This window comes from Halopseudomonas bauzanensis (assembly GCF_900114735.1).
Classification (GTDB): domain Bacteria; phylum Pseudomonadota; class Gammaproteobacteria; order Pseudomonadales; family Pseudomonadaceae; genus Halopseudomonas; species Halopseudomonas bauzanensis.
The window spans coordinates 342,642-355,054 of record NZ_FOUA01000001.1 but is presented as its reverse complement, the minus strand read 5'-3'; the positions used below and the strand labels follow the sequence as shown (position 1 = coordinate 355,054).

General features: G+C 60.2%; 15 protein-coding genes. 9 read left to right on the top strand and 6 right to left on the bottom strand.

Features of this window, described 5'->3' with window-relative positions; all coding sequences use genetic code 11:
* Positions 1-104: 104 nt before the first annotated feature.
* The 4 genes from ihfB to pyrF all read left to right on the top strand — a co-directional run bounded on the left by ihfB (position 105) and on the right by pyrF (position 2,693).
* Positions 105-398 carry an integration host factor subunit beta gene (ihfB, locus tag BM267_RS01720; protein WP_036993517.1) on the top strand — a complete coding sequence of 98 codons (294 nt, stop codon included), beginning with the start codon at positions 105-107 and terminating at the stop codon, positions 396-398.
* Between the two features lie 67 nt (positions 399-465).
* Entirely contained in the window at positions 466-765 is a 300-nt protein-coding gene (locus tag BM267_RS01715) for a LapA family protein (protein WP_036993516.1), read from the top strand.
* 5 nt (positions 766-770) lie between these two features.
* Positions 771-1,949 carry a lipopolysaccharide assembly protein LapB gene (gene lapB, locus BM267_RS01710; RefSeq protein ID WP_083392391.1) on the top strand — a complete coding sequence of 393 codons (1,179 nt, stop codon included), beginning with the start codon at positions 771-773 and terminating at the stop codon, positions 1,947-1,949.
* A 42-nt stretch (positions 1,950-1,991) separates the two neighbouring features.
* Positions 1,992-2,693, top strand: a complete 702-nt coding sequence (gene pyrF, locus BM267_RS01705; RefSeq protein ID WP_074778228.1) for an orotidine-5'-phosphate decarboxylase — start codon at positions 1,992-1,994, stop codon at positions 2,691-2,693.
* A 51-nt stretch (positions 2,694-2,744) separates the two neighbouring features.
* Here the strand turns inward: pyrF and bfr are convergent, their stop codons facing one another.
* A complete protein-coding gene (bfr, locus tag BM267_RS01700; RefSeq protein ID WP_036993513.1) occupies positions 2,745-3,212 on the bottom strand; it encodes a bacterioferritin in 468 nt (155 codons plus the stop codon).
* A 120-nt stretch (positions 3,213-3,332) separates the two neighbouring features.
* A complete protein-coding gene (locus BM267_RS01695) occupies positions 3,333-3,542 on the bottom strand; it encodes a bacterioferritin-associated ferredoxin (protein WP_036993511.1) in 210 nt (69 codons plus the stop codon).
* Between the two features lie 359 nt (positions 3,543-3,901).
* Between BM267_RS01695 and BM267_RS01690 the strand changes: the two genes are divergently transcribed.
* The 5 genes from BM267_RS01690 to BM267_RS01670 all read left to right on the top strand — a co-directional run bounded on the left by BM267_RS01690 (position 3,902) and on the right by BM267_RS01670 (position 9,359).
* Positions 3,902-5,335, top strand: a complete 1,434-nt coding sequence (locus BM267_RS01690) for an MFS transporter (RefSeq protein ID WP_051611477.1) — start codon at positions 3,902-3,904, stop codon at positions 5,333-5,335.
* 196 nt (positions 5,336-5,531) lie between these two features.
* Positions 5,532-6,848 (top strand): MFS transporter, encoded by a 1,317-nt coding sequence (locus tag BM267_RS01685; RefSeq protein ID WP_083392392.1) that lies wholly within the window; start codon positions 5,532-5,534, stop codon positions 6,846-6,848.
* A 5-nt stretch (positions 6,849-6,853) separates the two neighbouring features.
* Positions 6,854-7,825, top strand: a complete 972-nt coding sequence (locus BM267_RS01680; protein WP_074778741.1) for a DUF2157 domain-containing protein — start codon at positions 6,854-6,856, stop codon at positions 7,823-7,825.
* Entirely contained in the window at positions 7,822-8,871 is a 1,050-nt protein-coding gene (locus tag BM267_RS01675) for a DUF4401 domain-containing protein (protein WP_036993508.1), read from the top strand. Before BM267_RS01680 ends, BM267_RS01675 begins: the two co-directional genes overlap by 4 nt.
* On the top strand, positions 8,868-9,359 hold the full coding sequence (locus BM267_RS01670; protein ID WP_036993507.1) for a GDYXXLXY domain-containing protein: 492 nt from the start codon (positions 8,868-8,870) through the stop codon (positions 9,357-9,359). Before BM267_RS01675 ends, BM267_RS01670 begins: the two co-directional genes overlap by 4 nt.
* A gap of 22 nt (positions 9,360-9,381) precedes the next feature.
* Here BM267_RS01670 and BM267_RS01665 read toward each other — a convergent pair whose 3' ends face one another.
* From BM267_RS01665 to argF, 4 genes are all read right to left on the bottom strand, one after another.
* Entirely contained in the window at positions 9,382-9,606 is a 225-nt protein-coding gene (locus tag BM267_RS01665) for a hypothetical protein (protein WP_036993506.1), read from the bottom strand.
* Between the two features lie 119 nt (positions 9,607-9,725).
* Entirely contained in the window at positions 9,726-10,205 is a 480-nt protein-coding gene (locus tag BM267_RS01660) for an FKBP-type peptidyl-prolyl cis-trans isomerase (protein ID WP_074778232.1), read from the bottom strand.
* Between the two features lie 72 nt (positions 10,206-10,277).
* Entirely contained in the window at positions 10,278-11,384 is a 1,107-nt protein-coding gene (locus tag BM267_RS01655) for an ABC transporter ATP-binding protein (protein ID WP_074778234.1), read from the bottom strand.
* 11 nt (positions 11,385-11,395) lie between these two features.
* Positions 11,396-12,301, bottom strand: a complete 906-nt coding sequence (argF, locus tag BM267_RS01650; RefSeq protein ID WP_074778236.1) for an ornithine carbamoyltransferase — start codon at positions 12,299-12,301, stop codon at positions 11,396-11,398.
* Positions 12,302-12,413 lie beyond the last annotated feature (112 nt).

Here is a 12,413-nt window from a genome sequence, read left to right as displayed (position 1 = left end):
TTCCTGGTCTGGTGTGGTTGGCCATATCAGGCTGTTCAAATCCAGTCAAGCATGGTAAAACAAATCAAAACGGATCCTAGCCGATTGAATAAAAAGGGAAAATCATGACCAAGTCGGAGTTGATCGAACGTATAGTCGAACAACAGGGCCAGTTATCAGCCAAGGATGTGGAGCTGGCCATCAAGACTATGCTGGAACATATGTCGACCGCGCTGGCCACGGGCGAGCGTATCGAGATACGAGGGTTTGGCAGCTTCTCGCTGCATTATCGGGCGCCGCGTGTCGGCCGTAATCCCAAGACCGGCGAGTCGGTACAGCTCGACGGCAAGTACGTGCCGCATTTCAAACCCGGTAAAGAGTTGCGGGATCGGGTCAACGACTCGCTGGAAACCGCCTGACCCGGCATATGACTCATCCTCAGGCTGCGCTATACTGCCTCCCTGCACAAGAAAGGGGAGTGGCGGCATGCAATGGCTGAAACGCGCGGTGCTGATCATCGTGCTGTTGTTGGTAGCACTGGCGACCATCGATTTCATGCTGGAAAACCAGCAGAACATCGCGTTGCAGTTTCTTGAAATATCCTCTCCCGAATATCCGGTTTCCCTTTTCATCATCATCGCCTTCATTCTCGGCAGTGTGCTGGGTGTTCTGATTGGCTGGCTGCTGACCACCCGCCTGCGGCTGCGTTTGATGGTGCAGAGCAATGAACTCAATCGCTATCGCAAGGAAGTCGACAAGCTGCGTACCCAGGCTGTCAAAGGCTGATTGCCATGCAGGAACTGATGTTCCTCGGCTTGTTCGTGGCGGCGCTGGGTATTGGCTGGTTTCTTGGTCGCCGTGAGGCCATCAAGGTCGGCGTAATGCTGGCGCCCCACGGTAGTGCCATCGACAAGCAATATTTCATCGGCCTCAACTACTTGCTCAATGAGCAACCGGACGAGGCGATCGAGACTTTTATCCGCGCCCTTGAGGTCAACCCCGAAACGGTTGAGACCCATATCGCCATCGGCAAGCTGTTCTGTCAGCGTGGTGATGTCGAGCGGGCGATCAAGGTGCACCAGAATCTACTGGCGCGGCCCAATCTCACTACCCAGCAAGCCGACCGGGTGCAGTTCGAGCTGGCTCGGGATTATCTGGCGGTCGGGTTGCACCATCGGGCCGAACGGCTGCTGGACGAGCTGGTGGAATCGGGCTCCAGCCTCAGCGCCGATGCGCTGTCCGATCTGGTGCGCATTCACGAGCGCGAGCGTGACTGGCAACAGGCGGTGGCAGTAGGCAAGCGCCTGTTGCGTGAGCGAGAGAGCTTCGCGGTCACCTTGGCCCATTATCACTGCGAACTGGCCCGCGAGGCGCAGGCGCGTCAGGAGTGGCCGCAGGCGCGGCGCCATCTGCTGGATGCGCTTGCTACCCAGCGCAACTCGGTGCGCGCCATGCTGATGCTGGCCGAGCTGGAGGCGGGGCAGGGGCGTGATCGTGAGGTGCTCAAGTGGCTGCGCCGGTTGGCGGTGAACGATCCGGATTTCATTCCCCAGGCGCTGCCGCTATTGCAGAGCCTTGCGGCGGCTGATCATCTGGATCTGCTGGCTTTTCTCGACGAGGTACTGGAAAATGCCCAACCGCCGATGGTGGCGACCGTGCTGGCGCGTGCCGATGAGTTGAACAAGCGCGCCGGACTTGCTGCTACCAGCCGGTACGTGCTTGCCCACCTGCAGCAGCAGCCCTCCCTGCGCGGATTGCTGTACCTGATTGATCTGCACAAGGATAATGTTGAGCCCCGTGGGCGCGCCAATCTGATGATTCTGCGCGGGATCGTTGAAACATTGCTGATCGACAAGCACAAGTATCGCTGCCAGGCCTGCGGTTTTTCCGGCAGGCAGCTGCACTGGCAATGCCCGACCTGCCACGGCTGGTCAACGACAAGACCTTTGAAAGGGCCGGAGCCGGCTTAGCGCCAGCCCGTCGCTGCGAACCATCTGACACAGGAAAGATAAATGCCCTGCAATAGCCCGATAATTGTTGCCCTGGACCTCCCCGATATGGCCGCTGCGGTCACCATGGCCGATCGTCTCGATCCGGCACAGTGCCGCCTCAAGGTAGGCAAGGAGTTGTTCACTGCGACTGGGCCGGCCATCGTGGAGGCGCTGCAGAGCAAGGGATTCGAGGTGTTTCTGGATCTCAAGTTTCACGACATTCCCAACACCACCGCCAGCGCCGTTCGGTCGGCGGCCGAGCTGAGCGTGTGGATGGTGAATGTGCATGCCAGCGGTGGCCGGCGGATGATGGAAGCCTGCCGCGAGGTACTGGAGCGCCGCTCCGGTCCGCGCCCGCTGCTCACCGCGGTCACGGTGTTGACCAGTCTGGAGCAGGAAGATCTGCAGGAAGTGGGCATTGATATCGAGCCCATGGTGCAGGTGCAGCGCCTGGCACGTCTGACGCAGGATTGCGGCCTGGATGGAGTGGTCTGCTCGGCGCGTGAAGCGAAAGCGCTTAGAAACGCACTCAGCGAGGATTTCAAGCTGGTGACACCGGGCATCCGCCCGGATGATGCCAGTGTCGATGATCAGAAGCGCATTGTCACGCCACGCCAGGCGATGGAGAACGGTAGCAGTTACCTGGTGATCGGGCGTCCCATCACGCGTGCCGAAGACCCGGCGGCAGCGGTGTCCGATATCCTGGACAGCCTGAACAGCTGAAACGAAAGAGCCCGCCAATATGGCGGGCTCTTTTTTGTCACGGTAGAACTGTCAGCTGATCTGCGACTGCTGGTAGTTCTCGATACCTACCTTGTCGATCAGGCTCAGTTGAGTTTCGATCCAATCGACGTGCTCTTCTTCCGAGGTCAGGATGTCTTCGGCCAGCTCTCGGCTGCCGTAATCGCCGATGCTTTCGAAATAGGCGATGGCGGCCTTGAGATCGGGGATGCCCTTCATTTCCAGACGCAGGTCGCATTCGAGGATTTCGCGGGTGTTTTCGCCGATCAGCAATTTGCCCAGATCCTGCAGATTCGGGATGCCTTCAAGAAACAGGATGCGCTTGGTCAGAGCATCGGCATGCTTCATCTCATCGATGGATTCATGGTATTCATGGTCGCCGAGCTTATCCAGACCCCAATCCTGCAGCATGCGGGCATGCAGGAAGTACTGGTTGATGGCAACCAGCTCGTTGCCGAGCAGAATGTTGAGATGGCGGATTGCCTGTGCGTCGCCTTTCATGACGGAATTCCTCAGTGCGGGATCAATTCACTGAGTGTGCTATCCGCGCGGCGAACTGTCAAATACAAGCCTTGAAAATCAAGAAGATAGAAATGTTTCGCGATGGCATGCAAGACGCATTCATGCCATTGCGAACTGTCCTGCGTTGACGAAGCTGGTGGTGGCAGCCTGGCGGTATTCACCGATGATGGACTTGCACTCACGACCGCATTTACCGCATTGATTGGCGACATCCAGACGTTCTCGCAGATCCCGCATGCTGCAGGCGCCATCGGTAACAGCGTCGCGAATCTGGGTATCGGTAATTCCCTTGCAAAGACATACGTACATCGGTGCCACTCCAAGGTGTCAGCTGAGCAATGGCTATACGCTAATCATAATGAGAATAATTGTCAAACAACTATCGATGCGATTCGCAAAAAGACAGACGGGCGGTCCGCTTAAGTAGTGCGCAACCCCCTTGTAGACGGCATCAGTGCGCTGAATATCGCCCATCGTCCGCTCTGATGATGTCTGGATGCCGCGCCAGTCCTGATGCGCAGCGGTACGGCGCGGTGCCTGGGCAAACCCTCGTTACATCTCGTTGAAATCAGGTTCGGATATTGATCGCCGGCTGGCATAGACTCGCATCGACTATTACAAGAAAAGGGGCGGGGCCTGGCTCCCTGCCTGACCAACGGAGTCGTCCCATGAGTCAGTCCGGCATTCTGAAACGATCAACCATTCTCGTCCACGGTTCCGTGGGCATCCCCCTGGCCATCATCGGTTATCCGCTGGCTGTCTATCTCCCACCGTTCTACGCCCAGGAAATGGGCTTGAACATGGCGTTGATGGCGTTGGTGCTCGTTCTGGCACGATTTTCCGATGTCATCACCGACCCGCTGGTCGGCATGATCAGTGATCGCTGGCAGACGCGGTTCGGGCGCCGCAAGCCCTGGCTGATAATGGGTACGCCGCTGATGCTGCTGGGCACGGTAATGATCTTCATGCCGCCGGAAGGGGCGGGGATCATGCATCTGATGGGCTGGACCATATTGATGTACCTCGGCTGGACCATGGTCACGCTGCCGTACGGCGCCTGGGGAGCGGAGCTGTCGACGCTCTATCATCAGCGCAGCCGCGTTACCGCCTCCCGTGAAGGTTTCATTCTGTTGGGGTTGTTCATCGCTGCCCTGGCGCCGGCCATTGTCCAGGCGCTGGGCGCGCGCTATGCGGCGGGCGATACCGACAGTCTGCTGATGCGTACCGCAGTCTGGTTGGTGGGCCGCGATGGCGAACTGGGGATCGGCTACGGGCCCATTCTGGCCTCGATGGGCTGGTTGCTGCTGATCCTGCTGCCCATCACCGTGTTGCTGGTGGTCACCTGCGTGCGCGAAGCGCCGCCGCGTTCGGTGCAACGTACCGATTGGAAGAAGGGGCTGCGTGTACTGAAGAATAACGGGCCGTTCAAACGTCTGATGCTGATTCTGCTGATCGTGATTACCGGTGAATCCTTCCGTAATGCCATGTCGGTGTTCTTCATGCAGCACGTGATCCAGATTCAGGCGCACATCGGCATGATGTATCTGCTGTATTTCGGCATTGGCATCCTGGGTATCCCATTCTGGCTGGCGCTGGGGCGCCGGATTGGCAAGCACCGCGCTTTCTGTGTGGCGGTCGGCATCTCCAGTCTCAGTATCCTTGGCATGTTCTTCCTGCAGGCTGGCCAGCTGTTGCCGTTTGCCATCATGTTCGCAATCAAGGGCTTCTGCTTTGCGGCCTTCCAGTTTTTGCCGCTGTCGATGCTGGCTGATATCGTCGATCTGGACACGGCGCGTAGCAAGGAACATCGCACCGGCTTGTTCTTTGCCATGTCCGGCATGGCGCAGAAGATGGCCATGGCCGTCGGTCTCGGCTTATCGCTGGGCCTGTTGGCGCTGGTGGGCTTCGATGCGACCCAGACAGTGCACAGCGAGCAACAGTTGATGTCGTTGCGGGTGCTTTACATCATCGGCCCCGTGCTCATGTACATGGCAGCCTTCATGCTGGCGCGCCGGTACCCGCTGACCTCTGATCGACAGGAGCGCATCCGCCAGTGGATCCAGCGGCGCAATGTGCGGTTGCAGATTGTGGAGGCAGACTAAGGGTGGCTACGGTGCCTGGTCTGTTCGCGGGCGCGCCCGCTCCCAAAGGGGAGGTGTCTGGGTGGGCCCGAGTCGCGCGGCGGTGAAACCGGCCTTGGCCACCAAGCTTTTTTGCCAGTCATATCGCAGTCGCGCAACTGACAGGTTGTTCCGTTATGCTGTCATCCTTCAGCAGAGGTTAGGAAGGATGGCAGCGATGTCGGAGCGGTCTCAGTTCGGTCTGTTACGCAGCAGGCGTTTTCTGCCGTATTTCATCACCCAGTTCCTGGGTGCGTTCAATGACAATGTGTTCAAACAGGCGTTGGTGCTGGCGATTCTGTTCAAGATCGGGGTCAGCGCCGATCCCAATGTATTGATCAACCTCAGCGCCATGCTGTTTATCCTTCCGTTCTTTCTCTTTTCCGCCCTGGGCGGGCAATTCGGCGAGAAATATCCCAAGCAGCGGCTGATCCGTCTGATCAAGTGTGCCGAGATCATCATCATGCTGGCAGGGGCGGCCAGCGTGCTACTGGGGCATCTGCCGTTGATGCTGGCGGTGCTCTTTGCCATGGGGGCGCAATCCTCCCTGTTCGGCCCGGTGAAATACTCCATATTGCCGTTGCACCTGGCTGAGCGGGAGTTGATCGGGGGCAACGCCTTGGTAGAAATGGGGACCTTCCTGGCGATTCTCGGCGGCACCCTATTCGCTGGTGTGCTGATGTCTGGCGAGCAGTGGGCAAGCTGGGTGTCGGTAGCGGTGGTCTTGTTGGCGTTGTGTGGTTTTCTCACCAGTCTGGCGATTCCGCCCACCGCCGCTGCGCTGCCGCATCTGCAACTGGACTGGAATATCTTCCGCCAGTCGGCGCGGATTCTTCATCTGGGGCTGGTCCAGCAATCGAAGGCGGTATCCCGGTCGCTGCTGGCCAACTCCTGGTTCTGGTTTCTTGGGGCCACCTATCTGGCGCAGATTCCCGGCTTTACCCGGGATTACCTGGGCGGCGATGAAACTGTGGTCACGCTGATCCTGGCGGTCTTTTCCACCGGGATCGCCGCCGGTTCGCTACTGTGCGAGCGGCTCTCGAACAAAAAGGTAGAGCTGGGGCTGGTACCGCTGGGCGCTATCGGCCTGACGCTGTTCGGGCTGCTGCTGTGGGGCGGCGCGGGTTTCATTGACATGGGCGAGGGTGGGCTCGGCTGGTTGGATCTGCTGCTGCAGCCGGCCGCCTGGGCGGTCATGGCCTGCATCCTGGGTCTGGGTGTCTTCGGCGGTTTCTACATAGTGCCGCTGTATGCTTTGATCCAGTCCAGAACGGCGGACAGCGAGCGTTCCCGGGTCATTGCCGCCAACAATATTCTCAATTCCCTGCTGATGGTGATTTCCGCCATTTTCGCCATGTTGATGCTGGGCTTGGTGGGGGTTAGCATTCCGCAACTCTTCCTGGTGGTTTCGCTGCTCAACGTAATGGTCAGTCTGTATATCTTTCTGGCCGTGCCCGAATTCACCGACCGACTCAAGGCGTGGGCTGGCAAATGAAGCTGATGGACGACATACGACGGCGCGATCAATTGCTGGACTGGACCGAGCAGGGTCTGCTCAGCCGGGAGCAACTTCAACGGGCGTTGGTACCGGAGCGGCCGCAGCCGGCCGCCCGCCATTGGTTGGCGGCGCTCGACCGAGTGCTGGCGTTCTATGGCTGTCTGTTGCTGGCACTTGGCGTGCTGTTCTTCTTCGCCTTCAATTGGGAAGAACTGCACCGTTTCACCAAACTGGCGCTGGCCGCAGCGGCGCTGAGCGGCTTTGCCGGCATTGCCTTGCTGATGCCACGGGAATCCGTCGTCGGGCGGGCCACGTTAATGGGGGCGGCGCTGGCGACGGGTGGATTGCTGGCGCTGATTGGACAGACTTATCAAACCGGGGCGGATATCTGGCAGCTATTTGCCGTCTGGACGGTATTGAGCCTGCCTTGGGCGCTGCTGTCGCGGTCTGCCGCCTGTTGGGTGCTATTCTGGCTGGTCGCCAACCTGGCGCTGGTGCGCTATTTCGCCAGCACCGGCAGTTGGCTGTTCGGCGGGCTGCACGGTGTCTCTCCGGGATTATTGAGTCTGGCCGCGTTCAATGCGCTGCTGCTGGTGTTATTCGAATGTTGGGGCGGTCGCTTGCTGCTGCAGCCCAGCCGCCTCCTGCCACGCCTGGCGGGCTGTGGAGCACTCGCCGCGCTCGGTCTGGGCGCGATGATTGCCTGGTGGCGTCCGGGGCTGGGCCACCTGTTGCTGATACTGGCTGCGATCTATCTGGTGGGCATTCCCATCTACCGACGCTTCAGACCTGACCTGTTGCTGCTGGCCATGCAGCTGTATTCGCTGGTGGCGGTGCTGACCGCGGGCCTGGCGCGATTGCTGCAGGATATCGACGACTTCGCCTTGGTCTGGCTGCTCGGCCTGTTCGTGCTGCTGGGCAGCGCCATGGTGTCGGTCTGGCTGCAGCGTTGCTATCGGGAGGACCAGCAATGAATAGGAGTTGGCAGCAGGCGTTGCTCGACGAGTTGCAGCAGCGGCGGATACTGGAGCAGGACGAGGGTATGCGACTGCAGGCCGGGCAGGCGGCACCCTGGTATATGACGGCGCTGTCCGGCTTCGCCGCCTGGTTTGCGGCGCTGATGCTTCTAGCGGCCTGGGTGATGAGTCTGGGCAGCGGGCCGCTGCCAAACCTGTTTGCCGGCGTGCTTTTGTTACTGACAGCTATTGGTTTGTTGCGCGGCTCGGGGGCCTTCGTCCCCCAGCTGGGATTGGCCTTTTCCATGCTCGGGCAGGCATTGCTGGTGTTTTTCAGTGCTGAGCTGCAGCAGATGGATTTTCTGAGGCTTCCGGCACTGGTGGCGCTACTGGTGGCTATTGGCATGCTGCTGGTGCCTGCCGGCAGTGGACACCGGTTTGTCTGCGCCCTGGCGGCCATGCTGGGTCTGGTGCTGTTGTTCGACTCTTATTTCCTGTTATCGATCCAAGCCGTGGTGCTGGCGGCGCTGGCCGTCTGGCTCTGGCTGCGGCGCGCCCACTGGGCACATCTGCCTCAGGCCGGGATGATCCGCGCAGTTGCCGGTGCGGCTACGCTAGTGGCCATGGCATCAGGCATCATCGGCCAGCCGTCAATGGGCGGCCTACGCTGGATTCTGGCGCTGGAGGGCGACAACGCCGGATGGTTGGCGTGGCTCTATCCGCTGGGCGCCACGCTGGTGTTGCTGGCGACTCTGGTCTGGCTGACCAGCGCCGTTCAATGGCCGGTTCGGCTGGGTGCTCTGGCCGGCGTGCTTGTGCTTGCCGCTCTGAGCAGTCCGGCGCCGGGGTTACTGATTGCCGCGGCCCTCTGGCTGGCGGTATTCCACGCCTGTGATCGGCTCTGGTCGGTGCTGGTGGGAGTGGGTGTGGCGTTCTACTTGAGCGACCTGTATTACAGCCTGCATATCACGCTGCTGGTCAAATCGATATTGCTGGTCGCCAGTGGCTTGTTGCTGTTGGCGCTGCGGCAATGGCTGGTCATGCCGTTGAGGAGGGCTGAATGAGTCGATACGTCTTGGGCGTTATTGCTGCCTGGTTGCTGGTGATGGCAGTGGCCGGGTATGCGGTCCTTGGTCATGAACGTACCTTGCGCGACGGCCAACTGGTACTGCTGCGCCTGGCCCCGGTGGACCCGCGTTCGCTGATGCAGGGCGACTATATGGCGCTGCGCTTTGAGTTGGATTCACAGCTGCGGGCCGAAAATGGCAAGTGGCCTGCCTATGCCCATTTGCAGCTGGGTGCAGGCGCGCGAACGACTTTCATCGGTACCGGTGACACACCCATCAACGAGCCGGGCAGAGTATCCATGCGTATCCGGCCAGGTGCGGGTGGCGCAAGCCTGGGGCCTAATGGGTTTTTCTTCCAGGAAGGTAAGGCTGCGCTCTATGAGGCTGCGCACTGGGGTGGTTTCCGGGTGGCGGCTGACGGGACTGCGTTGCTCACCTCGCTGTATAGCGAGGATCTGAGATTATTGGGCAACAACCGCCGTTAATTGTGCTGAAAGCGGAAGCGGATCAAGCTTTCTGGGGCTTGGCTGCAGTCTTGCTGGCCGGCTTGCCGTAGGTCTGGCCGCTGGTGCCGCTGGGGATGCTCTGGATTTCGCCGCCCGAGGCAAGGAAGGCTGCAATCTGGTTGTCGATGGACTCGCTGGTGGCTACGGCCGCATCGGCTTTACGTTTGGCAGGGGCGGTTTTTGCTGCGGGCTTGACGGCAGGTTTGACAGCGGGTTTGGTGGACATGTGGTACCCTCTTGGCGGAAAAAACAACCATAATACACTATTTGTGTCAACATTGCTTGGCTGCTTTTTTCAAAGCCGTTTCGTCTACGCAAAAACGGCTCTGAGGACACCGGGGAAGCTTAGTGCTGGTGGCCACCTACGCCGTGGGCATGACCATGCGCCAGTTCTTCGGCAGTCGCTTCGCGGACCGACAGAATCTCGATATCAAAAGTCAGATCGCGACCAGCCAGCGGATGGTTGGCATCCACTTCGGCCTGGGATAACCCTACCTTGACCACAGTCACCTGGCGCGGGCCCTGTTCGGTCTGAATCACCGCCAGCATGCCCGGCTTCCACTTCTTCGCACCTTGCAGATGCTTGACCTGGACCTTCTGGGTGGCATTGTCCTGGCGCGGGCCGTAGGCCTTGTCGACCGGCAGCTCGACGCTGAAGACGTCACCGGCTTCGCGCCCTTCCATGGCCTCGACCAAACCATCCAGCAGACCGGGCTGACCGTGCAGGTACAGCACGGGTTCGTGCTGGCGCGAACTTTCGACTTCGCCATTGGCATCGGAGAGGGTGTAGTGGAACTCGACTACCGTATTTTTTGCGATCTGCATGAATGACTCATCAGGCTGGTTGTAAAGGCGCCATTATCCGGACCCGTCGCGCTCTTGCCAAGTCGCGACGGGTCAGACCGAAACCCCGGACGCCAATACCTGCTCCAGCGGCAACTGCGCACTGACATTGACGCTACCCTGGGCGGAGAAAATCACCAGATGGTCGGCCGACACGCGGATGCCCAGCACCTCGCCCAGTGAATGATCGTCATGGCTCGGGAAAATCGCCTCCAGCACGCTGCCCGTCGCAAGTTGCAGGCGATACAGTGTGCTGGCGCCGAGGAACAGCTTGCCGGTGATGGTGGCTGTCAGGCTGCTGCCTTCCTGGCCAACGATATCGTCGGGGCGCAGCAATACATCCACGGCGCTGCCAGTGGGCAACTGATATGCGCGGTTGCCGCGGATCACGCCCAGCTCGGTCTGCACCGTATCGGGTGTAAGCAACTGGCCGCGAATGAAGTAGCCCTGACCAATGAAGCTGGCGACAAAAGGCGTAGCCGGCTCGTGGTACAGGTTATAGGGCGTGTCCCATTGTTGCAGGCGCCCCTCGCGCAGTACCCCAACCTGATCACAAACGGCAAAGGCTTCGCTCTGATCGTGGGTGACCAGCATCGCACTGGTGCCGCGGGCCTTGAGGATGTCGCGCACCTCACCCGACAGCCGCCGGCGCAGCTCGCCGTCCAGATTGGAGAAGGGCTCGTCGAGCAGCAGCAGCCGGGGCTCCGGTGCCAGTGCGCGGGCCAGTGCTACCCGCTGCTGCTGGCCGCCGGACAGCTCATGGGGATAGCGCTGGCCGAGCTTGCCGAGTTTGACCAGCTCCAGCAGCTCGCCAACAATGCGCTGGCGTTCGGGGTGTTTGTTGATGCCGAAAGCAATGTTCTGCGCCACGGTCAGGTGCGGGAACAGGGCGTAATCCTGGAATACCATGCCGATCCGCCGTTGCTCCGGCGGTACGTTATGGGTAGGGCTCGACAGTACCTGGCCATCCAGGCGAATCTCCCCGGCGCTGACCGGCTCGAAACCGGCAATGCTGCGCAGGGTCGTGGTCTTGCCGCAGCCGGACGGGCCGAGCAGGCAGCCGATATCGCCGGCGCGCAGATGGATGCTCAGCTCCTGTACCACCTTGTGCCCGGCATAGCCGCAGGCGAGATTATTCAGCTCCAGAACGATATCGGACATGGGGGCTACCGTCAGTCGATGAGCAGGAATTCAACCAGTGCCTTCTGTGCATGCAGGCGGTTCTCCGCCTGATCCCAGACCACGCTGCGCGGATCCTCCATCAGCGCCGCCGATACTTCCTCGCCCCGGTGAGCCGGCAGGCAGTGCATGAAGATCACCGACTCGTCCGCCCGGTCGAGCATTGCTGGCGTCACCTGATAGGGCGCGAAACTCTGCATGCGAGCCTGTGCTTCCTCTTCCTGACCCATGGAGGCCCAGACATCGGTGCATACCAGGTGGGCGCCGGCAACGGCCTCGTTGGGATCGCGCAGCAGGGTGACGCGACCGCCAGCCTGTTCGAGAAACGCCGGGTCCGGGTCATAACCCTCGGGGCAGGCAATACGCAACTGGAAGTCGAACTGCATCGCCGCCTGGATATAGCTGTTGCACATGTTGTTGCCGTCGCCGATCCAGACCACTACCTTGTCCTTGATGCTGCCGCGGTGCTCCAGGAAGGTCTGCATGTCGGCCAGCAGTTGGCAAGGATGCAGGTCATCACTCAGGCCGTTGATCACCGGCACCTGTGACTGGGCGGCGAAGGTGTCCAGAGTGCTGTGGGCAAAGGTACGGATCATGACCGCATCGCACATGCGCGACAGCACCCGGGCGCTGTCCTCGATCGGCTCGCCACGACCCAGCTGGGTATCGCGGGGTGACAGGAAGATGGCCTGACCGCCCAGCTGGATCATACCCGCCTCGAAGGACACCCGGGTCCGGGTCGAGGCCTTTTCGAAGATCATGCCCAGCACACGGTTTTTCAACGGCTCGTAGATGACGCCCTGCTGATGCAGTGACTTGAGCTCGATACCGCGTTTCAGCAGTCCAGCCAGTTCTGCCGGGGTGCAATCCATCAACGAAAGAAAATGCCGTACAGTCATCTTGTGCTACCTGGTTACATCGGTCGGCTGTCGACCGGAAACAGTGGGCCTTACCGTGACCTGACGGCCCGGTACAAGCCATACGCGAAAAAGTGAGAAGCGGGGATCTTAT

Bases quoted from the DNA above. Each gene is read 5' to 3' on its own strand.
- argF (WP_074778236.1), bottom strand. From the start codon at position 12,301: ATGACTGTACGGCATTTTCTTTCGTTGATGGATTGCACCCCGGCAGAA.
- BM267_RS01655 (WP_074778234.1), bottom strand. From the start codon at position 11,384: ATGTCCGATATCGTTCTGGAGCTGAATAATCTCGCCTGCGGCTATGCC.
- BM267_RS01695 (WP_036993511.1), bottom strand. From the start codon at position 3,542: ATGTACGTATGTCTTTGCAAGGGAATTACCGATACCCAGATTCGCGAC.
- ihfB (WP_036993517.1), top strand. From the start codon at position 105: ATGACCAAGTCGGAGTTGATCGAACGTATAGTCGAACAACAGGGCCAG.
- pyrF (WP_074778228.1), top strand. From the start codon at position 1,992: ATGCCCTGCAATAGCCCGATAATTGTTGCCCTGGACCTCCCCGATATG.
- BM267_RS01685 (WP_083392392.1), top strand. From the start codon at position 5,532: ATGTCGGAGCGGTCTCAGTTCGGTCTGTTACGCAGCAGGCGTTTTCTG.
- BM267_RS01690 (WP_051611477.1), top strand. From the start codon at position 3,902: ATGAGTCAGTCCGGCATTCTGAAACGATCAACCATTCTCGTCCACGGT.
- BM267_RS01660 (WP_074778232.1), bottom strand. From the start codon at position 10,205: ATGCAGATCGCAAAAAATACGGTAGTCGAGTTCCACTACACCCTCTCC.
- BM267_RS01680 (WP_074778741.1), top strand. From the start codon at position 6,854: ATGGACGACATACGACGGCGCGATCAATTGCTGGACTGGACCGAGCAG.
- lapB (WP_083392391.1), top strand. From the start codon at position 771: ATGCAGGAACTGATGTTCCTCGGCTTGTTCGTGGCGGCGCTGGGTATT.
- BM267_RS01670 (WP_036993507.1), top strand. From the start codon at position 8,868: ATGAGTCGATACGTCTTGGGCGTTATTGCTGCCTGGTTGCTGGTGATG.
- BM267_RS01675 (WP_036993508.1), top strand. From the start codon at position 7,822: ATGAATAGGAGTTGGCAGCAGGCGTTGCTCGACGAGTTGCAGCAGCGG.
- BM267_RS01715 (WP_036993516.1), top strand. From the start codon at position 466: ATGCAATGGCTGAAACGCGCGGTGCTGATCATCGTGCTGTTGTTGGTA.
- bfr (WP_036993513.1), bottom strand. From the start codon at position 3,212: ATGAAAGGCGACGCACAGGCAATCCGCCATCTCAACATTCTGCTCGGC.
- BM267_RS01665 (WP_036993506.1), bottom strand. From the start codon at position 9,606: ATGTCCACCAAACCCGCTGTCAAACCTGCCGTCAAGCCCGCAGCAAAA.